The organism is Nocardia noduli, from assembly GCF_019038455.1.
Taxonomy (GTDB): domain Bacteria; phylum Actinomycetota; class Actinomycetes; order Mycobacteriales; family Mycobacteriaceae; genus Nocardia; species Nocardia noduli.
In genome coordinates, this window is the sequence record NZ_JAFMPL010000076.1 from 1 (window position 1) to 23,783 (window position 23,783).

Annotated in this window: 24 protein-coding genes and 1 pseudogene; 13 read left to right on the plus strand and 12 right to left on the minus strand. The window is 62.8% G+C overall.

All coding sequences use genetic code 11. The features are described from left to right. The 4 genes from JZ792_RS29340 to JZ792_RS29355 form a co-directional block, all read right to left on the minus strand. On the minus strand, positions 1-1,920 hold a 1,920-nt coding region (locus JZ792_RS29340), incomplete at its 3' end, for an NACHT domain-containing protein (protein ID WP_216915520.1). A 74-nt stretch (positions 1,921-1,994) separates the two neighbouring features. Then, on the minus strand, positions 1,995-2,255 hold the full coding sequence (locus JZ792_RS29345; RefSeq protein WP_216915522.1) for a hypothetical protein: 261 nt from the start codon (positions 2,253-2,255) through the stop codon (positions 1,995-1,997). Positions 2,256-2,607: 352 nt separating this feature from the next. Beyond that, the gene (locus JZ792_RS29350; RefSeq protein WP_216915524.1) at positions 2,608-2,970 is read right to left on the minus strand and encodes a ribbon-helix-helix protein, CopG family; all 363 of its coding nucleotides are present in this window, start codon (positions 2,968-2,970) and stop codon (positions 2,608-2,610) included. Further along, on the minus strand, positions 2,967-3,257 hold the full coding sequence (locus JZ792_RS29355; RefSeq protein ID WP_216915526.1) for a hypothetical protein: 291 nt from the start codon (positions 3,255-3,257) through the stop codon (positions 2,967-2,969). The genes JZ792_RS29350 and JZ792_RS29355 overlap by 4 nt, the downstream gene beginning before the upstream one ends. A 173-nt stretch (positions 3,258-3,430) precedes the next feature. Here JZ792_RS29355 and JZ792_RS29360 point away from each other — a divergent pair, with 173 nt between their 5' ends. Next, the gene (locus JZ792_RS29360) at positions 3,431-4,270 is read left to right on the plus strand and encodes a hypothetical protein (protein ID WP_216915528.1); all 840 of its coding nucleotides are present in this window, start codon (positions 3,431-3,433) and stop codon (positions 4,268-4,270) included. Here JZ792_RS29360 and JZ792_RS29365 read toward each other — a convergent pair. The 5 genes from JZ792_RS29365 to JZ792_RS29385 form a co-directional block, all read right to left on the minus strand. Further along, positions 4,263-4,430, minus strand: coding sequence for a hypothetical protein (locus JZ792_RS29365; protein WP_216915530.1), 168 nt, complete (start codon positions 4,428-4,430; stop codon positions 4,263-4,265). The genes JZ792_RS29360 and JZ792_RS29365 overlap by 8 nt on opposite strands. Positions 4,431-4,794: 364 nt before the next feature. After that, a complete protein-coding gene (locus JZ792_RS29370; RefSeq protein WP_216915532.1) occupies positions 4,795-5,139 on the minus strand; it encodes a hypothetical protein in 345 nt (114 codons plus the stop codon). Then, a complete protein-coding gene (locus JZ792_RS29375; protein WP_216915534.1) occupies positions 5,132-5,419 on the minus strand; it encodes a hypothetical protein in 288 nt (95 codons plus the stop codon). The genes JZ792_RS29370 and JZ792_RS29375 overlap by 8 nt, the downstream gene beginning before the upstream one ends. Positions 5,420-5,723: 304 nt before the next feature. Next, the gene (locus JZ792_RS29380; protein WP_216915535.1) at positions 5,724-6,947 is read right to left on the minus strand and encodes a hypothetical protein; all 1,224 of its coding nucleotides are present in this window, start codon (positions 6,945-6,947) and stop codon (positions 5,724-5,726) included. A 918-nt stretch (positions 6,948-7,865) separates the two neighbouring features. Further along, positions 7,866-8,303 carry a DUF8108 domain-containing protein gene (locus tag JZ792_RS29385; protein WP_216915537.1) on the minus strand — a complete coding sequence of 146 codons (438 nt, stop codon included), beginning with the start codon at positions 8,301-8,303 and terminating at the stop codon, positions 7,866-7,868. 453 nt (positions 8,304-8,756) lie between these two features. On the opposite strand from JZ792_RS29385, the gene JZ792_RS29390 reads away from it, so the two are divergent. Further along, a complete protein-coding gene (locus JZ792_RS29390; protein WP_216915539.1) occupies positions 8,757-9,365 on the plus strand; it encodes a hypothetical protein in 609 nt (202 codons plus the stop codon). An 803-nt stretch (positions 9,366-10,168) separates the two neighbouring features. Continuing rightward, on the plus strand, positions 10,169-10,750 hold the full coding sequence (locus JZ792_RS29395) for a DUF4190 domain-containing protein (protein ID WP_254190515.1): 582 nt from the start codon (positions 10,169-10,171) through the stop codon (positions 10,748-10,750). 2 nt (positions 10,751-10,752) lie between these two features. On the opposite strand, the gene JZ792_RS43555 is transcribed toward JZ792_RS29395, so the two are convergent. Then, the gene (locus JZ792_RS43555) at positions 10,753-11,667 is read right to left on the minus strand and encodes a DUF4429 domain-containing protein (RefSeq protein WP_216915541.1); all 915 of its coding nucleotides are present in this window, start codon (positions 11,665-11,667) and stop codon (positions 10,753-10,755) included. Positions 11,668-11,907: 240 nt separating this feature from the next. Here JZ792_RS43555 and JZ792_RS42255 point away from each other — a divergent pair. The 3 genes and pseudogenes from JZ792_RS42255 to JZ792_RS29415 form a co-directional block, all read left to right on the plus strand. Then, positions 11,908-12,312, plus strand: a pseudogene (locus tag JZ792_RS42255) (helix-turn-helix domain-containing protein); the annotation flags it as partial. A 436-nt stretch (positions 12,313-12,748) separates the two neighbouring features. Beyond that, a complete protein-coding gene (locus JZ792_RS43070) occupies positions 12,749-14,038 on the plus strand; it encodes a CHAT domain-containing protein (protein WP_216915545.1) in 1,290 nt (429 codons plus the stop codon). After that, positions 14,035-15,045 (plus strand): alpha/beta hydrolase family protein, encoded by a 1,011-nt coding sequence (locus tag JZ792_RS29415; protein WP_216915548.1) that lies wholly within the window; start codon positions 14,035-14,037, stop codon positions 15,043-15,045. The genes JZ792_RS43070 and JZ792_RS29415 overlap by 4 nt, the downstream gene beginning before the upstream one ends. A 251-nt stretch (positions 15,046-15,296) precedes the next feature. Here JZ792_RS29415 and JZ792_RS29420 read toward each other — a convergent pair. Both JZ792_RS29420 and JZ792_RS29425 read right to left on the minus strand, forming a co-directional pair. Continuing rightward, positions 15,297-16,099, minus strand: a protein-coding gene (locus tag JZ792_RS29420) for an IS5 family transposase (protein WP_216915590.1) whose coding sequence is annotated in 2 segments (ribosomal slippage) — positions 15,297-15,763 and positions 15,763-16,099 — 804 coding nt in all. Because the reading frame shifts where the segments join, the coding sequence is not laid out codon by codon here. Positions 16,100-16,403: 304 nt separating this feature from the next. Further along, entirely contained in the window at positions 16,404-16,763 is a 360-nt protein-coding gene (locus JZ792_RS29425) for a hypothetical protein (protein WP_216915550.1), read from the minus strand. 407 nt (positions 16,764-17,170) lie between these two features. Here JZ792_RS29425 and JZ792_RS29430 point away from each other — a divergent pair, with 407 nt between their 5' ends. The 7 genes from JZ792_RS29430 to JZ792_RS29460 all read left to right on the plus strand — a co-directional run bounded on the left by JZ792_RS29430 (position 17,171) and on the right by JZ792_RS29460 (position 23,530). After that, positions 17,171-17,374 carry a hypothetical protein gene (locus tag JZ792_RS29430; protein WP_216915552.1) on the plus strand — a complete coding sequence of 68 codons (204 nt, stop codon included), beginning with the start codon at positions 17,171-17,173 and terminating at the stop codon, positions 17,372-17,374. Between the two features lie 215 nt (positions 17,375-17,589). Further along, the gene (locus JZ792_RS29435; protein WP_216915554.1) at positions 17,590-19,173 is read left to right on the plus strand and encodes a transposase domain-containing protein; all 1,584 of its coding nucleotides are present in this window, start codon (positions 17,590-17,592) and stop codon (positions 19,171-19,173) included. 112 nt (positions 19,174-19,285) lie between these two features. Beyond that, positions 19,286-19,489, plus strand: coding sequence for a hypothetical protein (locus tag JZ792_RS29440; RefSeq protein ID WP_216915556.1), 204 nt, complete (start codon positions 19,286-19,288; stop codon positions 19,487-19,489). Positions 19,490-19,644: 155 nt separating this feature from the next. Next, positions 19,645-19,935, plus strand: a complete 291-nt coding sequence (locus JZ792_RS42265) for a phosphotransferase-like protein (protein ID WP_254190516.1) — start codon at positions 19,645-19,647, stop codon at positions 19,933-19,935. A 929-nt stretch (positions 19,936-20,864) separates the two neighbouring features. After that, positions 20,865-21,821, plus strand: a complete 957-nt coding sequence (locus JZ792_RS43075; RefSeq protein WP_216915558.1) for a helix-turn-helix domain-containing protein — start codon at positions 20,865-20,867, stop codon at positions 21,819-21,821. Between the two features lie 135 nt (positions 21,822-21,956). After that, entirely contained in the window at positions 21,957-22,673 is a 717-nt protein-coding gene (locus JZ792_RS29455; RefSeq protein WP_216915560.1) for a radical SAM protein, read from the plus strand. A 461-nt stretch (positions 22,674-23,134) separates the two neighbouring features. Continuing rightward, a complete protein-coding gene (locus JZ792_RS29460) occupies positions 23,135-23,530 on the plus strand; it encodes a hypothetical protein (protein WP_216915562.1) in 396 nt (131 codons plus the stop codon). Positions 23,531-23,783 lie beyond the last annotated feature (253 nt).

Consider the following 23,783-nt stretch of genomic DNA (forward strand, 5'->3'; position numbering starts at 1 on the left):
CCCGATGACCACCAGTTCGCTGACGAAGGGCTTTTCACGTCCAAGCCACCAAGCCCCCACCGCAGCACGTACCGTGCCTCCCACCAGTCCGGCGATCGGCAGCAACAGCCATCGCCACCCACCCGAACCGACCAGAACCCAGCCGGAGATCGCCGCGCAGAACCCGAAAGGAAGTCCCAACAACGCTTCCTGCTGAAAGCGTCTGTCTCGGACTCCGAAAGCCAGTTCAACACGGTACGGGGGCTCGCCCACGTGCCACCATCCATAGACCCCGGCAACGGCCGCCCCGACCGTCGTGATCAGCAACGCGGCATCCCAACCCAGGATTGGCCCCGTCGCGACCAGGCCCAATCCTGCGCTGAGGACGACATAGACGCACACACGGAACCAGCGCGGAACCGAGTCCACCAGCTGCCACCATGCGATGGTTTGGGTCGCTTCCGCGTGCGCGGCGAGAAAGCCCAGCCAACCAGGCACGAGGTCCGGGCGTCGGTCCCAGTGTTGAGTTCCGCTCGTCGTGTCCGCCGCTCTGCGGTGCCGGATCGGGAACTTCGAGGGCACGAACCCTTCGAGGAGGTGAGCTCGGAGAACGGACTCATCGGCGAATCGACCATCGAGTATCCGAGCGGGTGCCGTCGATTGGTCCTGTCCGTGTCCGGTAGATGTCCCGAAGACGCTGCGAGCCAAGAACAACATCAGTGGTGTCGCAAGAACATTCATCACGGCGCAGTCACCGCGCTGGTCCCGGATTGTCGTGGTGACCGTTTCCCACTCGGATCCGATCGTGTCGAGGTAGTCGGCCACCTCGTCGCAGGACAGGAACTGCAGCTCGATGGCGGCGGCGTTCTTCAACAACGCGCCGGGATTCGGCGGATAGGAGTTGGTTCGACATGTCAGCACCATGGGTCTGCGTGGTGTGACATTGAGTGCCTCCATCGCCGCAGCTCTCAGATCCTGCGCGATCTGATCGAATCCATCCAGAACCGGCAAGATCCGCCTGTCATCGATGAGGCCCGCTACGGCGTGGTCATCCATTTGAGGGAAGTGGTGGATGATTTGGTCGCGGATCCAAGTGTTTACCGGGATATCACCACGCCATGCTCCGAGATCGATGATGACAGGGACGTCGTCGCCCTGCTCCCGCTCGGCCAGCATGTCCAAGCTCAGGCGGATCGCGAGCACGGACTTTCCCTGCCCCCCGGCACCGAGGATCACCAGCCGTCCCGAGGGGACCTTCTTATAGACCTCGAGAATGTCTTTGAGCTCTCCGCCGAGGTCGATCGGTGCGGCGTGGACCAGTGCCCCCGGACTTGTCCGGCGCGATCTCTGGATATTGGCCCACGCATCCCCTGCACGCTCGGCTACTTCGTCCCATCGCACCGGCAGCGCGTCGGGCAATTCGACCGCCAGACTCTCCTCGGCATGCTGCAGCCGGAGGCGAATCTCCTCGGCCAACTGCTCGAGCGTCGGGTTGGGTGCGGCGAACTTCGCCGACGCGCGCGAGGGCGCGGTCCGGGCAGCCATGCCTGCCGGTGCGGCCGCGGCCCTCGCCTCACCTGGTGGCTCGGGCGGGCTGTTGTCGCGAACCACATCTGCTTCGATGCTCGCGGGTCGGCCAGGGTGGACCGTGTCGGAGTCTCGTGACTGTCGAGAGTCTTTGGCGGCATTGGCTCGAGCCCGGCCGTGCGCGCCGCGCCACGCGTCGAGTTCGTGGCTGGTGAGCTCGCACAGGGTCAGCAACAGAGGTTCCAGCGATGTCCAGCGAGGAAAGCTGGTGCCGTTGGCCATGGCATGGACTGTCGCGACCCCCACCCCGGAGTCAGCGGCGACGTCCGCGTAGCTGCGGCCGCCGCGTTTGACGATCTCCGCGATCGCGGTGACCAGTTCTGCACGGGTGCTGATGGTGTTCGGATCGACCATAGCTGCTCTGTCCTGCCCCCTCCTCGGCCTCGTGTGTGGAGAATAGCCCCGTCCACGCGCGACTCCGTAGACATTCACCGCGATCGCCGAATTCGTTGATCGCGGCGACGGGCGCCACGTCCGCGATCGACCCGAAGGCGGTGGTTGCGCTGTCGTGTAGCGGCTTTCAGGTCACGGGCCGCGGTGATCACTTGCTGGCACTCATGCAGCAGTTCGGCCACAGCGGCGGGGATGCGCGTGGCGGACTGGATGATCAGGATCGCGGTCGTAATGCAGGTGAGGATCATTGTTGCGGTCATGACCCGACCTTGCGGGTCGAGCCCAGTGGCAAGCATTCGGAAACAGGCAAGCCGAACCAAGCCGAAACAACGGCATCGTTGAGCAGCACAAACGAGGCAGCGAAGCTGTCGGAATTCCGAACGAATCCGAACGCTCGCAGATCGGCTAAGGGGCCTCCGTCGTTGACATAGGCCATCGCGGTGTCTTGGTCGACCTGTTCGAAAGTTCAGGCAGCGGATCACGGGCAAGCCCTCCTGGGGCCGCCCTCACCTGCCCGCGGCTGGGCCTCGCGGCGAGATCGGGTGATGTCGACGACGATTCGCCACAGCCCGTGCGCCTGGCGGTGGGTCAGCAGTTGGTGGGTTCCCACTGCGGGGTCCTCCAACGGTCGGACTCGGGCGATCGCGGTCAGGACCGCGTCGGTTCTCGGGCGAGCCTGGTAGTCGTGATGCCTCGGCCGATGGTCTGTCCAGGCAGTCGGAATGCCAAGGCCCGCAGCGTATCCCATGCCGGCCTATCTACGGGTATGCGCAGCGGCACACCGGTGCCCTGCCTCGAGGTCCGTTCCGCGCGGTGCGGCGACGGGTACCGCATCAGGGTGGCCACGTGCATCAGCCGCTGCTGCGGGTCGCGGTCCTGCTGGTCGAGGACGTACTCCTTCAACAGTGCGCGCACGGTCTGGTTGCGGGATCGGTAGCCGCGCTCGATCCGGATCAGTTCCAGCGCCTCGAGCGCCGACTTCGGAACCAGCACATTCGTTCCAGGGGTCATCGCCGCTGCCTCGCCGCGACAGACCCGACCGCCTCGTTCATCCGAAGCCCGCACACTCGGCCGACACACAGCAGGATCGCCACCACCGCGGCGAGCGCGGCGTTGATCTCCACACCGGCGCCGAGCAGGGAATCCAAGCACCAGAAGCTCAGACCCGTTAGCGCCACGACCATCGTCGTCGTCGCCCACGGCGCGTCGATCCACGATCGGGTGGGCGCGTCCTCCACCGTGGGGTGCGGCGAACGCCGTGTACGTTTGCGAGGCGGCCGTGCCGCGGATCCAACCATCGAAAACCTCCAATTCCACCCCGCCGGGGCAGTCCGAATCGCAACCGCCACCACCTTCGCCCGCCCGATCGACGACGGACGATACTCGATGTCACACTCGGCCTCCGCCGTGATCGGGCCGGTGCTCGGAAATCGAGTTGTGTGGGTGCCGTGCGCGGGTGAACGATGGGCCGATGGATACGGGTTGGTGCCGCCACTGCGGCCAGGAGAAGGAGATGACCCGCGAGCATCTGCCGCCCGAAGCGACCGGCAACAACTCCGAGGTCACGCTGTATCAGCAGTTCGGCGACGAGTTCCAGGTGTTCCGCCAGTTCCCGAAGGGCCACGCCCTCGAGACCCTGTGCATGCAGTGCAACGGTGGCGCGAGCGAACGCGGTCTCCCGCAGGCCTACACCGCATGGCACGCCGATGTCCTGGGCCACCTGCCCCGATGCGGTGCAGCCTACCGCCATGTCTTCGGTGCGGATCCGAACGACCTGTGGACACGGAACCGCTCCGACGGATCGGCGTGGATACTGCCGCTGGAACACGGTCGCGGTGTCGACCCCGAGACGATGCGGAACCTGCATCCCGGACGCATCGCCCGCCAGATCCTCGGCGGGATCCTCGCCGTGCAAAACACTCGACGACTGCTCGATGACCATCCCCAGCTCCAAGCTGCCTACTTCAGCGAAGAACCCGCCTCGATCGCACCGTTCACCCTGCACGTCGCGCTGGCCAACGCCGGTACGGCATACCTGAACACCAGCGCCTCGGCGATCACGATCGACCTGACCACCGACTCCTCCACCGCCGACGAATGCTGGATCATGACCTTCGCCCCCTTCGTGATGATCCTGGTCGAGGGCGAGCAGTCGCCGATCACCGCCACCCGCATCGATCACTGGTTCCAGCGCCCCACGAACCAGACGTTCGGTCGACGCGCCGACCGAACGGTGAGCTATCCCATCGCCCGCCGCGGCGAACTGCTCGTCGAATCCCTCTACCAGGGCCGCGAACGTCTACCTAGCTGACCGACCCGCCCGCCCCGCGGGGCCAGCACCGGCGCAACGTCGCGACATGGGCGAAGGCGGCCTGCATCTCGGTCTGATCGAACGGCAGGTCGCCGGGAATGTAGCTCTCCCACCACTCTTCGTCGTCGGCGCGCGGCGTCCGGATCAGCTGCGACCTCATACCCGCGTAGTCGCATCGCGAGTTCGTAGACCTCCCGCCATCTCGCCGCCTCCCGGCCGGCGGTTTCTCGGCCGACGCGCAAGGCGGCTTATTGGTTGTCGGCGGAGAGGTCGACCGCTTCGAGGAGGTTGCCCGCGATCTTGCAGGCTTCGGGTATCCCGAGTGGTGTGTGGGATTCAGACAGCATCAACTCCGGGTAGTCCCGTCGCTGTCGAAGGCGACGACGACTCGGACCGAGACATCGGTGCGGTCGACGTCGGCCCCCATACTTCCACCGTCATCGGGACACTGGCATGGAAGGTGTCGGTGTCGGGTTCGCCGGATCAGACCTCGAGAACCGATCATCGGGTGCGAGCGGGGGCTGTCAGGCCGAGCGTTGCACCGGATGCAAACTGGACAGCGCCAATGTCAGAACTCGACGAACCTCGGCGCGACTGACCGGGGCGTCATCGCTCTGGTCCTGGGTCGCCGCCGCCATCCCGATCGTGAGCCACTCACGGAACACAACGGCAAACGGCACTCCACGGTTCTTGGCCTCTGCCTCGATACTCTCATTGACTTCGAACGGAATACGGACAGTTTTGGACACAGTCACCGGAGTATCCGGACCAGGGAGGTCCGGCTCGGGGGCAGAGTCGTCGAAGCGCAAAGCGCCGAGGAACTGCTCGGCCTGGTCAGCATTGCTCGGGTATCTGTTCTGCTCACTCATGGTGTGCCTCCCATTTCTCGAACTCGGCAAGGAGTTCACCGGTCACCGTTAATACGCCGATGACCTGCTGATCCCATTGCGCGATTGGTCGGGCGACCACCGCGAGCGGGACTCCGGCAGCGGTACGACCGATGATCATCAGAGCGGGTAGATCACCTGGACCGCGCACAGGACGCGGCCATCGGCGTCCCGGCCCGTTGAGTACCTGCATGATCTCGTACGGCTCGATGCCGAGCCGAGCCGCCGCTTCCAGCGCCCACTCGGGTATGTCGTATACCACCAAACCATCCTATCAATGTCTTACGATCGTAAGCGACCGAGCCGGTAAAGTCAGCAACATTTCACAGTCACGCCGGCTGGTGATGTGTCGGACTGTGGTGCGCCTCCTCGGCGTCGGGTTTTCCAGATTTTTCCGGTGCTGTCATGTTTATCGGATTTTCAGGCCCTCTCCTCTGGTTGCATTGTGCCGCAAGGGTTTTGCCCGAACACAATTAGATATGACATATCGCGAGCCGAAATAGACGAGTTTCGGCGCTGCGCGGTCTACACGTCAGCCATTGATGCGTTCGTTTCGATGGACGAATTCACCATTCGAAGTTGAGATCGCGGTCGTAACCTTCGCTTTCGTACTCAATATAATTCGACACAGTATTCTCTTGAAGATGGCGGAGCGCGGTCTCGACTGCACTTCGTCGAAAGTTGACTGCGAGGCCCTCGTTGATCCAGGGGAAGTAGGGCAGGGATTTAAACCATGCTTCGATTTCGCCGATCTTCGCCAGTATCTCTTCGGCTTGATCAGCGGTGACCGCAGGTTGGCTCAGCATATATTGGTCCGTGAACTCACCGCGCTCGGTGACGATCGAGTGACAGCCTGGAGCCCATTCGATGTACATGCCGTCTGCGAGGCGTCCGCCTCCACCATGTAGCAAGGTGTTCCTGTAAGTCCTTGCCAGATTCGAGAGATTGGTGAGTGCTTTTTGATCGTGAGGCGACGTCCGACCTGCCATAGCCGCGGCGAACTGCTTTCGCCATTCCATCGTCAGCAGTTCATCCACGGAGAAGTCGTTCTCCATCGCCCTCGGGGAGAATCCGGTCAGGAGGATGAGGCGGTGCTGGATCAGTGAGAAGTACCCAGCCAGGAGCGCCGTGGCAAGGTAGGCGATCTCGTGGCGTCTGGCGACCTCGGACTGGACCCCCTGCAGGAGGTGGGTCAGGCCCTGTGCGAGTTCATCGGCGGGCGGCCCGGTCGTGAGAGGTGCCGTGCTTGTAGGAGAAGTTTCTTCGGATGTCGTAACGTGCAGAGATTCGTCGAGCCTGTCTCTGAAATAGGAGAACAACCCCTGGTATCGGTTGTGTTGGTTGACGATCTCCACGTTGTTGTTCTTTCGCTGTTCAGCGATCCGGGGTTCCACGATCCGTTCTTGTATATTCTTCGCCGCTTTGCGGAGCTGCTTGGCGATTTCATCGCCGATTGAACGACCAAGTGTGTCCCCCTTGTCGGCAACATACACCTGTAGTGTTACGCCGAAATTGGTATGCCGCATGGTGCACGGTACTGATTTGAAGGTGAAGTCTGTTTCCCACAGAGTCTTCTCCATCTCCGGCGCATCTTGTGCTTCTTTGCTTAATAAGGCGAGGTGCAGGAGATCGCTCATGGTGGCAAAGGTGCTGTCCAAGTGAACTTCGACGACGGTAGAAGAAACCTCGTACCTTTCCGAGGGAGCTCCAAAATCTCGGAGCTCCCGGTTGGACAGGTAGTTGAGGGTCGCCAGTAGGTCGTCAGTGTGGTCGCTGTTCACGTCGGTCATCGGTCCTCGGCTTCTCCCCTGTCGTCGGCATATAGCGCTGTTGTCTGTCGGGCCGAAGACGTACGTCGGCCATCTCCGGCATCCGAGAGTAGCCCAGCCCGGATTTGTCAATTCGACACTGCGACCGTTGGAAAGCGCCGTGGCAGGGGGTGCGAAGGCCCGATAGAGATCCGATGCACAGTTTCCGGGCGTGTCGCGGACCTTGTCCCGACGTGGCGGGATCTGGCCGGTTGCCACAACAGACGGATTGAAGCCAAAGCCAGCGACGGGGTCGGCCTCTGGCAGCCTGTGGTGCACCCGGCTGCGACTTCATCTGCGCAACCATCCACCGTCGATACCGGCGCTGCTTGAATACCGGCCGTGATCCGCGGGCCAGCGCCTGGATCAGGCGTCGGTTCGCGTCGTGCTGGACCGCATACGAGAGTCGTCGCCACGATGGCATCCACGCCGTCGTTCCCCGACTCGACCAATCCGGAGACGCGCTACTGGGAAGACCGGGCCCGGCCAGTCGTAGGGCATCGGCAGGGCGAGCCGGATCGGCCCGACTGCAACGACTGCGCCAGCCATTTGGCGTGCGTCCCAGTGGTGGGGGAACTGTGTCAACTGCGCGAGGGCGTCGGCAGCGGTCTCGATTCGGAACGCAGATAACGACATCGGTGGATCGCTGCCGATCAGTCCGAGTGCGCGAACACTGTCCTTGCAAGTGCGGTCACATACTGTTCGGCCGGTCGAGGTCTCGTCCTCGCCAGGAAGTACTGCCACCATCGCCGGTCGCTCGGCGGCGTAGGGCATCCGGTGCAGTTTGAAGTCTGCAAGTCTGCGCGGGTCCCGCGGTTGGTGATGTTGCTGCCGCGCGCTGCCAGAAACCCGCTGTGCGCGGGATGTTGCGGGTTTCTGGGCGGATTTTGCGACTGTCGGTCAGCTGAGTTGCTGCCTGAGTAGTTGCCCGTATGGATCGACGGTGATGCTCGCGCGGTGTTCTCGTTGCGCGGCGGCCACGATCAACCACCCGATGCCCCAGAAGCCGCAGGTAGCGAGGGTGAGGATCAGGTGGAGGACGTGATTGAGTTTCGACCCGGTCACGATGATCGCCATGGTTTCGGTCTGCGACTCCACGCGGGCTCCACGGGCGACCTCGTGCGCGACTGCCATCGCCAATGTCTGTCGGCGATGATCGATCGACACCTCACGCAGGGGCGCGGTCGGCATGTATCCGGCTGTCGGCATCTGCCCGGTCGGCGGCGGGAACCCTGCTGCGGGCACGAGATTGCCGGGCTGCGGGACTCCGTCGGATGGGATAGCTGTTGTGGGCCACTCGGGGGCACTGCCGGACTGTGGCTGATATGGGTCGGTCATCGTTCCTCATCTAGAAGGCGGCGTAGACGCTCATGCCGCGCGACCCTCACGTTAGCTGGCGGGAAACGGTCACGAGCAACTGATCGGATAATCGGATGATTTCGATGCCCGAAACCCGCAGGGATTCAGGCTTGCTGGCGCCACGTCGGGGGCGTTCACCAGTCGATTCCGCGGACGCGCTGTGGACGGTTCGAGGACGAACGCTGCGAGTCCGTGGAATACCTCCGCACTGATATGCCCGCCGATGTGGAAGCCAGGCCGCGGTGCCGGCCCCCACCTCAATGGCAGTAATCGGCGCCTGATGGACCGGTCTGCAGACCGCCGGTCTCGAATGGCCCTAGCGAGAAGCAGGTTCTGGCGTGATCGGCTGCTGGAGGTCGACCAGTAGCCGACGCAACGGACCGATTCCGGCCTGGCCTGCACGATGGCGCTGCGACCAGGAAGATGTCGCAGGTGGGTATCGCGGACTATCTCGGAGAAACCTCGGGTCGCTCGGTCGGATTGGTCGTCAGCGCGCTGGAGGCGATCGGACATGACACTGCTGGTCTGGATCGGTTGGCGCTGGCGAGTTCGTTCGCGCAGGGAGAATCACAGTGGGTGTGGGAAACGATCCTACGACTTGTGCAGGCAGGGGTTCCACACGCGGCCGTCGAGCGCGAGATACCGGTCAAGGCAATGCTCGGAAGCCGGATCGACCTGCGTGTGTACGAGACCGCCGTGGAGTTCAAGTCGGCGTTCACTCACTTCTTTCTCAACAATCGAGAACAGGCGTCCATCGACTGGTTCAGCAAGGACTGGGAAAAGCTCCGGGCAACGAACGGCCACGGGGTGTTCGTCCTGACACTGGCGACGGCCGCCGGATTCACCCACCGACACCGAGCAATCACGCGGGGAACATCCAACGATTGGCGCTCGGACCGGACACGGGGACTCGCGGCCTATACCGACTTTCTGACACGCCGATGCGGAGGGCCGGTAACACACGTCGAGGTTGGATGTGCCGTGGTTCCAGCAAGCCAGGATCGTGTCATGCTCGACGCGCTCGTGGCACCGATCGACTGACCTCGGCTGGTGTTCCGCGCCTGCACTACGTATGTATTTCCAGAGCGCGACACTGAATTGAGTCTGCGCCGTCGCCGGACCATGCTGACTGCGCCGCAATGGAGTTCGCGTTCCGCGTCCCGCCGTGCGTTCACGCCGGGCCTGACTGTGTCATCCAACGCCTCTGATGCTGATGCTGTTATCGCAGTTCGGCCATATCCCGGAGCCCTACGGCGTGGTCATCGAGTTCTGCGCTGGTTGCGGGCAGAGTGCCGTCGGGGCTGAAAGCTAGATCTGTTGCCGCGGCGGTTGTGACCGACGAGCGTTGGCCTGACCTGCTGACGGGTGCGGGCATCCCACAATCGCACCCTGCTGGCATCCGACCCCCGCGAGCCTTCGAGCACTACTCCTGGGAACCACATCCGATGCGGTACGCGCGCAGACAAAGGGCAGGTGCTCATCCGCTGTTGCTGCGCCTGGACCACGCCAAAGTCCATCGGAAGCTCCTATTCGGCTGATCGCCCTCGGGGCCGGATCTGGCATTCGAAGCCTCGATCGACTCCAGTCGCAGTCGCACTCGCAACAATCACGATCACTGGATCCGTCGGGTTTCGGACTTCGCTACCCGTGTCGCTGTCGGTGCTTCCGGACTGGCCTACGATTTCGGTCCGAACGGTTTGTCCGGATATCCTGGCGACCGGCCAGCTCGCCAGGGAGCCGAAAATCTCGCAGCTTCGGAACGAGACGTTATAAAAACGCTGTCGGGGATAGCATCGCCCGGCACGGAAAGTGGTTCCCTTGAACAGAATTAGCCCGTGCAACAAATGGCGGAGTGGAATATGAGGGACGTTCGCGGCCCCGCCCTGGCGATAGGGCTCGTGATGGTGGTGGCAGGTATCGCAATACCGGTGAAACCCGGCGGCTTTCCTGTTATCTCAGCACTCGGTGCGATATTACTAGTGGTTGTATTCGCAAGCCGTCTATCGACCGATACGCCGCCGGCATCATCTCCCGGCGAGCGGCCGACCCTCGACACGCTCCTGCAACGCCACGACGGATCCTCGGTCCGCGAACGCCTCGATCCCGCGCCCACGCCGATCGGGTTCACCGACACTGGGGAACCGGTTTTCCCGGTCGTCGGATACACAGCCCAAGGACAGCCGGTGACCGCCGACAAGATCAGCGGCGCACCATCATCGACCAGTCACCTCGGAACCAACTCCCTCGCGGTCACCGCTGTCGTACTCGGGATCCTGCTGCCACCCCTGGCGATCCTGTTCGGACACGCCGCACTCCGCGAAATACGCACAACCGGACAACGCGGAGACGGGCTCGCGATCGCCGGATTGATCCTCGGATACCTCTCAATGATCCCGATCACGATACTGCTGCTGGCACTGCTCTGAACTCACTTGCTGACCTCGAGAGTTCGGGTCGATGAGGTAGTCGCGGCGCCGAGTCTCCTCCGCGGCGAGCTGTCGCGCGCAGCGATGTCAGCGTTGCGGGGCAGTGTGTGGGGTCCAACTCGTCCCGTCCCACCAGCGCACAGTGCTGGGAACAGTGGGTCGGGATACCAGCCTGGCGGTGCGGCCGGGGGTGTCGCGACCGCACAGTCCCCCGGCGGCAGGTCGGTGTCGTCGATGTCGGTGCGTGCCGGGTTTGCCGTGTCCGAGGGGTGCGGGGTGCGGTCGCTGCCGAGCGCTTCCGACAGGGCGGCCCGTAGGCGTTCGAAACGTTCGACCTGCTGTTTGGTCACCAGGACGGTTTTGGGGTCGGCCGCGGCCACCACCGAGCCGTGGGCGGAGGGCTCTTCGTCGGCGACGACGAATCGCAGGTGGCCGTTGACCAGCATCGAGGGCTGCTTCCACTCCACGCGCACGAGGCGATCGAGCGGGATCCGTGTGGAATCGAATGAGTTGACCTTAGCTGCGAGCCTGGCGGTGATGCCGGTGCGTTGTATGTCGATCCACCATCCGTCGAAGGTGACGGTGTGGCCCTTGGCCGTGATCGGATGCTCGAGCACCAATGGCTCGATCTGTCGCGACCCGACCGGCGGCGGTGGCGGCGGCTGCACGTCGGACGACGGACGATCTGTGGGATTTGCGGGTTTGTTGGCTCGGCCGATGATTTCGGTGTCGTAGATGCCTGTGCCGGGCACCGATATCGTGCGTCGCACTTTGCCGTCGGGGCCGACACCGACCCGCAGCGGCCCTGCACGCCGGTCGTCCATCCGCGCCGGACCCGGTGTCCCCGGTACCCTGACCGGCAGTAGCGGCTCGATCACTGCCCACAACCAGTCATCCGCTATCCACGGTGCCGCCACGACGAAACATCCTGCACTGCAACGACAGTCATCGCCACTCAAACGAACCTGTTAGGAGCTCTTAGGGCACGGAAACAGCCCACCCGCCGCGCGACAGCTTTCCCACACCGGAGAAGCTGTGCCGCAATCGGGCGATGCAGTCTATCCTTGAGCTGGATTGCGGGCCGAGGTGCAGCATTCACAGACTTCTGCCCAAGATGACGATTGTCAGCGCAGCGAAGGGAACTGGGCGGGACTCGCATGTCTGACTTCGCAGCTCGGCTCAACTTGCTGTTCGAAATGGTGCATCCACCAGGGCGCAAGCCCTATACCACCGCAGAGGTGGTTGCGGCACTCCGGATTTCCGGCTATACGATCTCGACTTCATATCTATCGCAGCTACGAAGGGGGAAGCGGACCAACCCGTCAGACGAGATTGTTGCCGTTCTGGCGAGGTTCTTCAAGGTCAAGCCGGACTACTTCTTCAACGATATCTACGCTGACAAGATAATTCACGACCTTCACCTACTGTCACAAGTGCAGAGCTATGGACTGCGTCGCTTGTTGAGTCGCGCGTTCGATCTGTCCGAGGAGTCACTCAACCTACTTGCTTCTATGGCAGAGAAATTGCAGGCCAATGAAGAAATGGCTGGGGCGCCACCGAACGAACGCGAACACAGCCCCGAAGCCAATGATACGCGACCCAAGGTACCAATTACCTTGCCAGATATCGACGCAATACCGAAGGGAAAGCGCAGGATTCGCGTCCAACGCGTCTCCGATGAACCGCCGCAGGCGGGGGAATGCACGCGTGTGGCTTTCGCGGTGGTGCCGGATGAAGTGCTCTCTGCCGAGCATGCGGATCGAGAGCTACTTCCTCGATCCGTCCGCCTTCGTGTACTTCTGCAATCGGATCACGCCAGCGTCCGACCGATGACTCAAGTGGCGGTTCTGGAGGTCGATCGCACCAGCGGCCCTATTCTTTTCGATGTTGTACCGTACCGGTCCGGCTTGGCGGTTCTGGAGTTCATGGTGTACTTGGATCGAGACAGCCAGGTACTTCAGGTAGTTCGCGCGGAACTGCTCGTTGGTCAGCCGAAAGGTGAGTGAGCATGTGGTGAGCCGGGACCTGCACACCACCGTTACGGTCGATCACACCGATGGGTTGCGGCAGATTCCCGACGTCTCCTACAACAGGAACCGGACCATCCACATTCGTTTCAGTAGGGATGACGAGGGTTACACGCTGCAAGCATGGGGCAGCGCATTTCCCCAGGACGGCGGCGGCGGCTACCGTGGCAAGCTCAATGTCAAGGCCACCACCATCGATGCCGGGATCGGAGACCTGCGTTCGATCTGGCAGGAACAGGTTATCGAACACCACGAGCGTAACGAAGGCAGAAAGAGATTCCCCTTTGTCGAGGAGTGGGACCTTTCCCGGCCCGCCGACCGTGGCCGCCTCGATCGAATCGGTCTTACGCTCGCTCGAGCGGGTTACACCATGTTCCAGTTGCTATTTCAGGATGGTGACTCAGGACTGAAAGAGATCGGCGACCGACTCGTACAAGCCCTGCGTGATGACGAGCAGGTGATCACGATGGAGTCCGATGACTTGTTTGCCCCGTGGGCAGTGTTGTACGTCCCACCAGATGACACTGCGTCGCCGTGGGATTCCGACCCGACATGGTCGATGGAAGGTTTCTGGGGATACCAGCATCTGGTCGAACACACTTTTTCAAGAGTGCCGGGATTCGACAGCCGCGTCATGGTCGCAAGAGATCGGGTGGTCGTCGGGCTAAATATCGATGACGGCGTGGACGAGGAGCATCCGCCTACACCATTCATTGCGCCGCTGCACGCATTCTTCACCGAACGGACAGACGTCACAGTTCGTCGCGAAAAGCATCAGCTCGCGTCCGCGTTGCAGGATCCGAAATTCGACGATCACATCATGTATTTCGGCTGCCACGCAGAGGTAAGCGGAGGTGAGTCCGGGCGATCTTATCTGATGCTCGGCGACGGAGAAAAGATCTACAGCAGCGAGATAATCGCGTGGTTGTCCGGGGCACACCTTCCCACCAAGCCTTTTGTGTTCGTCAGCGCATGCCAGGGAGGGCAAATGGCTTCCCTGTTCTACCAAGCCTTCGGGCACCATTTGCTGCACTATGGAGCGCGTTGCCTGGTCGGACCGCAAGTCGACCTGCCCAGGGCATTCGCGCTCGAGTATACGACCAGACTATTCACCGCTTTTCTCCAGCCTGGAACGAAGCTGGGAGACATTATGCGCACCCTCACACGCGAATTCGCGGACAGATATCAAAATCCACTCGGGCTGATCTTCTCTATGTATCGCGGGATCGACATTCATCTCTGGCGGACGGAGCAGCAGTGAGGAACACTCAGAATTCATCCAGCTGGAATCCTGTACACACCCTGCTGGATCTCGACGAAAACGGTGACTATGTGGATCCGGTCACCGGCAGACCAGTGCGGGCAAATACCATCGAGAGTTTTCTGGCCGACCAGCTGGATATTTCGGCAGACACCACCGATATCGTCGTATTCGTCCACGGATGGCGGAACACAGCGAGTAAGGCCGCCGCTGCCGGGCACCGCCTGCAGGCATCTGTGGAAGCTACCTTTCACCAGCAATCGAATCTCTATCCCGCCATCGGCTCTTGGTCCACCCAATACGTGACAGTCCGATGGCCGTCGTCGAGCAACCCGTTCCTGTCCGGTTACCGCCGGATACGTGACCGAGCACACGAGATGACAACCGCCGGACGCGCAGCTCAGATGCTGGCCCAACTCCTCGGCTACCTGGATGCAACTCGCCACCGCCCTGGCTCACCGGTCACCCTACGCGGCGCAGGTGGACAGTACCTGCACTGCGTCGGGCACTCGTTCGGCGGGCGATTCCTTGTCGAGGCCGTGCAAGCAGCCGCAGACAGTCGGCCGACGACGTTGGGCTGGAATCGACCGAACCCACAGTATCCGTACACCGTGGACACACTGTTGGTCTTCCAGATGGCCGCGCCACCAGACATCTTTGCAGCCCGATTCTCGCGTCTACTCGGTGACGCGCCGATCAATGGCCCTATCGTGCTTACCCATTCCACTGCTGATCGGGCGACCGGGATGTGGCATCGAATCGCAGAGGGGACTCCCGGAATCGGCTATTCCGGGGCTCGCGGCACCGCCGAACAGGTCCGGTCGATACGATTGCACAAATCTGGCGACCCCTACTCCCACGAGGACTTCGACGCCCGGATTGTGAACGTCGACGCGACTTGGCGCTACAGTCGCGGCCGATACCAGCGACCTGAGGGAGCTCACTCCGATATTTGGCACCCCGAATCAACGCACTTGCTGCTGTCTCTTGCTAGTCTGGCACGCTGATTCGTCAGACTAACGCCGCGTAAGAGCGACAGAACACCTAGCAGCAGCCCTAGATAATACGACATGTCATATTTGCCGCAGACGAATATCTTTGAACTTGGGCCGTCCCATATAGATGAGACGAGCTGACGCATCTCGGCGCGGGAATACGAAAAGCGCTCGTTGACGGTGCTCGCCGGGATCAGTGAGTGCCGTCAAAGTTGCCAACTATATCAGCCTGACATCAGCCTGAACACCGCACTACTAACAGATCAGTTCAGAATGAGTTTGCGGAGGCAGATGACCGCGCAGGCGAGGCTGAGTAGGGCTTGGTGGATGTCGGCGCGGCGTTCGTAGCGAATGCGCAGACGCTTGAACGCATGGAGCCACGCGAAGCTGCGTTCGACCGGCCAACGAACCACCCCGAGCCCGGATCCGTGGCCGGTGCCGCGGCGGGCGATGACCGGCACGATTCCGCGATCACGCAGTTGTCGGCGGTATTTGTCGTAGTCGTAGCCGCGGTCGGCGTAGAGGTAGCGGGGTCGCCGCCACGGCCGCCCTCGGCGTCCGCCGAGTGTGGGTAGCGCGTCCAGCAGCGGGATCAGTTGCGTGACGTCGTGACGGTTTCCGCCGGTCAGCCTCACCGCGAGGGGTGTCCTGTACGCGTCGGTGATCAGGTGGTGCTTGGAGCCGGGTTTCGCGCGGGCGACCGGGCTGGGACCGACATGGTCCCCCCTTTCAAAGCCCGCAGATGCGACCCGTCGACCAACGCGATCGACAGTTCCAGCTTCCCCGCCGCGCGTAGTTCGGTGAGCACCACTTCGTGCAACCGCTGCCACACCCCGGCTTCCTGCCATTCGGCCAACCGCCGCCAGCACGTCGCACCCGAGGCCCCGAACAACGCGGTCGGCAACTGGTTCCAACCGATCCCGGAGCGAGCCACGAACAAGATCCCCTCCAACGCCGCACGGTCACTGCTCCGACACCGCCCCGGATGACGGAAACGATGCTGCTGCAACGGAATCAACGCCTCCAACCGCTCCCACAACGCATCGGTCACCGCCTCGTCAACCACCCGGAAGTGTCGAATACGTTGCACCACAACGGATGGTCAACCCGCTCACCTGCTCGGCGAAGATCCGCCGCTCACAGCCGTCCGCCCACGCGTTCTCCCAAAGACGCATGATCGCAGCATATTTGGGTCCCCACCGCTCGGTGAGAATGCGCGCATTCGTGGCAAGTCGGTGGTCAGTCGAACATCCGTCGAGGCTCTGCGCTGCCGAGGTGGTGGAAGTCGCCGTAGCGCCGACAAGCAGTTCTGCGCTGGATATCGCGCAGCTCGGGAGTCGTGGGCGGCAAGGGGGCAACGGCGGAGTGGCTCAGACCGCGAACATCCACACCAGATTGCCCGCGGCGCGGCCGTTGCGGGTCTTCTCGCACAAGATCTCTCGACCGTTCGGGTCGCTCCATCGCGCACCTTCGTCCAGACACGGGTGGCCTGGCGAGACGGCGTTGTGTGGGTCGACGGGTATGGTTTGCGGGGTCGGCCACCACACGAATGCATCGGTGTGTGAGACCTGTACGCAGTAGACGAGGCGGCCATCAGCGGTGCGGGCGGTCCGCGTCGACGGCGAGTACGTCGATCCGCAGTAGTCACCGATGCGCACCGTCGGCTCAGTCGGCTGTTGTGCGCCACTGCCCGACGGTAGCGCGGCGGCTACGGGGGCTACCGCGATCATCGCGACTCCAGCGAGGACTGACATCACAATCTGGCGCGTGGGCATGAAACTCCTTCGCGGACAACACCGACGAGGCAGGACTGCCCTACCTCACCCGCACATCATGCACGCTATTTCCGATAGCTGGAGGCGAATTACCACCCCGTGACCAAGGTAGCCGAGACCGTCGCAGACCACGGCCGCACCGATCTGCGGTCCGGGCGGCGAGACAGCGCCCAGTGCGCGGCATGAATGCGCGGGTGGCTGGTTCAGGATGGTGTCGGACCCTCGATGTCCACCGGGCCTGTGAATGCGAGCAGGTCAGCGTGTTCGAACTGCTCGATCACCAGGCGCATGTAGTACTCGGTGAACTTCATCCGCTCTTCGAGGTCGTCGTTATCGCCGGGCCACTTCCGTCAGGAGATGTAATGAGCGTAACCCCGCCCCCGCCCATCGATCAGCACAACCAGCCCGTTCCACCTACCGGACCACGTTCGCATCCCATGCTGGTGCTCGGGGTGGCCGTAGCGCTGGCCGGAGCCGCTGGCCTGCTGGCCGGAGAGGAAGCAGGCGTGACTGTCCTGATCACTGTGCTGGGCCTGTTCACCACCTACCGCAGTACCACCACCTGATCGCCGGTGCGGGGCTCTCGCGGAGCCGGAGCCCTGAGGTTCACCCAAGGCCGGGTAGTTAGTGTTTTCGCTGGTGGCGCAAGCGGTTTAAGGGTTTCGGGTATAGGGCAACGGAGCTCGTTGGTTCAGGTAGTCGACCAAGACATCTGTTCCGAGGAGCTCCGTTGCCGTTTCATTCTCCCCTGCCTCCCACGTTGACGACGATCACACGGTCGGTGACCGTGGCCGCGGGCCGGTTCGCCGCCGGTCATCTGGGTGAGTTGACCGTGGTGGTGCCCTTTGAACTCGTCGACGCGGTCCTGGCCGAGACACGATCGGTGCAACGGCGGTTGCGTGATCTCCCGTCGCGGGTCGGTGTCTACTTCCTGCTGGCGATGTGCTTGTTCCCCGAGGTGGGTTACCGGTTGGTCTGGGACAAACTCACGACCGCGTTGATCGGGATACCGACCGCCGCCCCGACCTCGAAAGCGTTGCGGGACTTGCGCCGCCGAGTGGGAGTCGCGCCGATGCGGGCATTGTTCGACATCGTGGCCGGGCCGTTGGCGCAGCCGAGGACTCCGGGTGTTCGGTTCGGACCCTATCGGATGGTGTCTTTCGACGGCTGCACCTCCCAGAAGGTTCCCGACACCGCCCGCAACCGGGCCTGGCTGAGCGCGACCGCCCGATACGCCTACCCGATGCTGGAGTTGATGACACTGGTGGAGACCGGCACCCGCGCGGTGATCGGGGCGGTCTTCGGACCCACCGACCAAGGCGAGACCGGCTACGCCTCCGGCCTGCTGCATCTTCTGGGACCGGACATGCTGGTGTTGTGGGACAGAGGCTTCGACAGCAACGAGTTCCTGGCCAAGGTGTCCGCGACCGGCGCTCAGGTGCTGGGCCGGCTGCGCGGCAACCGCCGCAACCCGGTCCTGACCCGTCTGAGAGACGGCTCGTACTTATCGGTCATCGCCGGGGTCCCGGTGCGGATCATCGACGCCCGGATCACCGTGACCTGTGTAGACGGCACAGCATTCACCGCCGACTACCACCTGGTGACAACCCTGAACGATGCCCGCCGCTACCCGGCGGCGACACTGGTCGGCCTCTACCACCAGCGGTCCGAACACGAGTCCGCCTACTACGCGCTGCGCCACACGATCATGGCCGGACGTGTCCTGCGCTCGGGTGACCCGGTCGGTGTCGAGCAGGAAATGTGGGCGCTGCTGAGCCTCTACCAGGTGCTGCGCACGGTGATGGTCGACGCCGCAGAGTCCCGGCCGGGTACCGACCCCGACCGCTGCAGCTTCACCATCGCGTTCCAGACCGCCCGCGACCAGGTCATCACCGCCGGAGTCGCCGCCGACGAAGGTAACCACCCGATCGGGCGGATCGGTGCTCGGATCCTGGACCACCTCCTGCCACCGCGACGTCGACGCATCAGCACCCGCAAGGTCAAATCACCGATATCGCGCTACCACGAACGCCGCGACGACGGGCGCCCCGACACCAGCCGCGCCGTCACCGGCATCGACCTCGCCATCGTCGTGCCCGACACCGAAGCGCCCTCGCTGCCAACCACTTCCCGCCACGACAGCCATTCCGCCCCCACCGCGCGCCGCCGTCACCGGATCCTGACCCTGCTCACCACCGACCCCACCCGCTTGTGGCGTGCCCGCGACATCGCCGCCCACTTCGGCGACATCACCCTCAACACCATGTACAGACAACTGAGCCGGTGGGCAGACGACGGCCTCATCCACAAACTCGGACCAGGCATCTACAGCGCCACCACCTGGACACCCGAACCCCTTGCATGACAAGCGAAAACACTAACTACCCGGCCTTGGGTGAACCTCACCCCGCACCCGGCAGCTACCAACTTTCTCGACGTACCGACCAACTCGGTCATGAGCACCGCGCGGAAAAGGCATGCGGTCATCGACCGATCCTTCGATAGAAAATGTTCGTGTTTGTGTCGTGGATCGTGGCGGCCCTGGTGGTTCAGTTGTCATTGCAGGTGGTGCTGATGTCGATGCGGATGGTATCGGTGCGGGGGATGACGCAGACACGATCGCGGCGAGCTTGCCATTGTTGAGGGATCACGAAGTAAGCATCGGCGGTGCGATCGAGTAGTCTCAGTCCTCAGTCGCGACGGATTCTGGTATGACCGCACCGCCAGCGACAGGGGCGGCCGCCCATCGGTCACCGTGCGGTACGGCGATGTCGGGCGACGGATGCTACAGTCCGCATGTGCTGCGGCCGCCCAATTCGCTTAGGGCGGCGATGATTTGGTCATCGACGAGATGCTGCTTACTCCCGATCTGTTGCCGGTGTGGATGGATGCGCTGAACGGCTTGGATGTTCAGCTGGTCCGCGTCACTTGTCCACTGGCCGTCGCCGAGCAGCGGGAACTGGCGCGCGGCAATGAAATCGGGCTAGCGCGAGGACACCTCCGCACAGTCCACGACCACGGTTACACCTACGACACGACTGTCGACACCACCACCGGAACTTCCGCTGAACTGGCCAGGACCGTACTGCGACGACAGCACCACGTGAACGACGAAACCCGCCCCTGAGATACAACCTGCCGTCACGAACACCGAAAGCCACGCCGAACCGACAAGACGGCGTGACCAAGCAATAGATTCGATGGTCAACCGCGGTAGCTGTGGCCAACCGCCTGATCGGTCACCACTCGCCACGCTCGAGCTGGTGGGACGCGGGCGCGTTGATCAAACCTATCTGTCACCAGATCTCCATCACTGCTGTCACCGACCGCACGCGCGGTGGCTCTAGGCGAGTTGCCCGCCATAGAACGTCCTCTCTGCCCGATTACCGCGTCCGCTACGGCTGCTGGCCGCACCATAGCTTCGAAAAGCTATGCCCGCGCTCACCGCGACAGCGGTAACCACCGTTACGCCGATCAGACCTGACGGCCCATGCCAGTGCAGCGCAGAGGCCGCCGAACATGATGCCTCCAGCCAGCAAGATTCCCACCCCGACAATGGCGGTAGCGAGCGCAGGAGTGCCGAAGCCGAAGTACACGGCGAACGGACTCGACAGCACTGCGCCGATGAAGCCCCCGATCAAGGCCACGACGAGGACGGGTCGGTCTCTCATGAATCCGACTTTAGCCTTCGAGCAGTCATTCACTCCATCCAAGACACCCAGCATCACAGACATCCGCTCATGCCGCTGGGCGCGCGATCTCGGTGACAGATGTCCTGATCAAGCGACAGAGACGGGATGGTCAGCCGCAGTAGCGATTCACGCTTGCGGTGCCAGAACCCACTGTCGTGTCGCCTCTCACCTGGGGAACATGCTGATCCGGATGGCGGAGAAGATCTTCCCGAGATGTTGGCGGGCTGAGGTGGCATGGCGCTGACCTGTGCATTCGATTCTCGCTGTCGTGCTCGTTCGACGGCGTCGGCCAGGATACGATGAGGGGGCCGACTTCGTGTGCAAGACATAACTTCTGGCCGCCTCTGTCTCTGGGAGGGTTGGTGTGGACACCGGGTACGAGACAGTGGACGTGGATACCTCCATCGTCGCGGCCGCCGATCGGATCGACTACTGGGGTGTTCACAGCCGGACGAACCAGGGCGATATGCGACTCGGTATCGCACGCCCCTTCCAGTTCTCCGGGACCATGAGGGTCCAGCGTGGCGGCGGATTCCAGCTTGTCGACGCCACGGCTGACGCGGTCGACTACATCAGAACCCGACGACAGGCGCACTGCGATGAGTATCGCAGCGCGCTGGCCATTGTCTCGCACGGCTCCGACATCGTGATCAGCCACGGAGAGAACGAGATCGGGGTTTCCTGCGGTCGACTCGGTCTGCTGGACATGGGACGTCAGTTGTGTGTGTCGATTCCCGCTGGCACGCGTGTCTGGGCGGTCGGTGTTCCCGGGGAATATGTACCCCGCGATGCGTTCGGTGACGACACTCCGTTGCTCCTGAGTCCGGAGTGTGGTTCCACTGCGGCGGTACTGGCCCTGTCTCGCACCATATCCGATCACGCGGGCGGCTTGACCGGCCACGAATTCACACAGATCAGTGCCCGATCGATGGAGCTGCTGAATCTCGCGTTGCACAAGCCGAGCAGACAGGAACAATCCCGATCCGCGGCCCTTGCCCATGCCGCGCGCTCTTTCATCGCCGAGCGCAGTAGCGACCCACGGCTTACTCCGGATTCGGTGGCCGTGCACTTGGGCTGTTCACGACGAAAACTTGAGTATTCGCTGCGCAGTATCGGCGCATCGGCACCGGCCCGCCTGATCGCCGACACTCGGGCCGAGCGTGCCTACCGGAGGTTGACCGATCCCCAGGAGAGCGCCTCGATCAGCGAGATCGCCTACGCGTCAGGGTTCGACGCGTTGAGCACCTTCCACCGCGCCTTCGACCGCCGCTTCGCGCAATCTCCCACCGACGTGCGCCGACGGCGACTGCGCATGTCCTGACCCGACGCCACTGCCTTCCACCCTCATGCGCAAATCGGGAAGGAGTCTGCGCATTCTGCGCAGAACAATACGCTGACCTGCTCATATCCTGAGATCGATACAACGATCATTCATCGAATCAGGAGTAGCAAAGCTATGACGACGGTCGAATCATCACCACCGCCAGGCGCAACATTTCTCTGGCTGGAACTGACCGGACGCTGCCAACTCAGCTGCACGCACTGCTACGCCGACAGCGGCCCCACGAAAACCCACGGCACGATGACGACCAGCGACTGGCTGTCGGTCATCGATGACGCCGCCGACATCGGAGTCCGTGAGATCCAGTTCATCGGCGGGGAACCCACGCTCCATCCCGCGTTGCCCGAACTCATCCGGCACGCATCGTCGCGTGGGATCGCTACCGAGGTCTACTCGAATCTGGTCCGCGTCCGCGCCGACATCTGGGACCTGCTGATCGAGCACAACGTCCGCCTGGCGACCAGCTACTACTCCGATCAACCCGAACAGCACACGCTGATCACCGGAAATACCCTGGCACACAGACGAACCACCGAGAACATCTGTAAAGCGATCATCCTCGGCGTTCCGGTAAGGGTCGGCATCGTGACGGTGCTCGAGGATCAGCGGATAGAACAAGCCCGCCGACTCCTGACCGATTTGGGAGTCGAGAACATCGAGGTCGATCACGTTCGCCGCGCCGGTCGGGCGAACACCGAAGCCGACACCCCGCTCGAGGAACTGTGCGGCCAATGCGCAGGCGATGTCCTTGCCATATACCCCGATGGGGCAGTGCGCCCGTGCGTCTTCACCCGGTCCCTCCGGGTAGGCGACGTGCTGGCGTCCGGTTGACGACAGGTCATCGAGAGTCACGAGTTGGCGACCGCCAGGACCGCCATCGGGAACGCGACCGCTGAGCATCAGCGCAACCGGGACGGGAATTGCGGTCCGGACTGCAATCCGTGCAGTCCGGTCTGCCACCCTGGCTGCCATCCGAGATGCTTTCCCGGCCAGTTCGTCTGTCGCCCCAAGGGAGGACAGTACTGATGACGGCCAGCGCGCCGCTGCGGCCTTCCCGATCGCGTACGCGTCAACAAGGACGAAGTCCGCCGCAGACGGCGTGCCCACTGAGTTCTGAGCCGGTCATCCGGCCCACACAACAGACGCTGATAGGGGTGCGGTCGAGGTGTCCTTCACGCCGCAACCACGCACCCACCGCAGCGACTTCGAAACCGTCGGGGCCAAGTCTCACGGACCAGCCCCTTCGATCAGCTACCCCGCTAAATCATCAATCGCGCTCGAAAGGGACGAAAATGTTCATTCGCACTGTCATCACCACCGCCGCCGTGCTCACCACCCTCGGACTCGCGGCCTCCCCCGCGTACGCCGACGAGGGCAGCGACATCGCCACACAATGCACCGACTTCGCCCGAAGCCTCAGCCAATACGACTTCGCATGCACGAAGATCAACCACAGCTCCGACATGAGCCCCATCCAGCTGGGCGAGCACACTGCACGCAGCACAGTTCCCATCGAAGAACACGGATGCGTCTCCAGCGGAGAGAACCTCCACTTCATCACCAGCGTCTACAACGCCTCCAAGACTGGACGCGTGATCACCATCCACGACACCTCCTGCGGTAGCGCGGGCCGGTCACTCCACCCGGGCCAGACCTATGTCGGCATGGCCGGCGCTGTCAGCTACTAGACCATGCGTCGGAATCGCGGTCCCTGAAGGACGCGGTCAACTTAGCCTCGGAAAGCCAACTGGCAACCAGATATCGCACGGCCACTGACCTGTTCCGGCTCAGAATTTCTGGTCTATAAGCGATGCGTGGACCTGCGATGGTCCAGATAGTTTGAGTCGAACCGGGTGGTGTGACTCAAACTATCTGGCCTGCATGGAATCGAGGAGGTCCGCTGCAGGCAAACCCGCCTGATACTCTTCCCGGCGGCCGCGG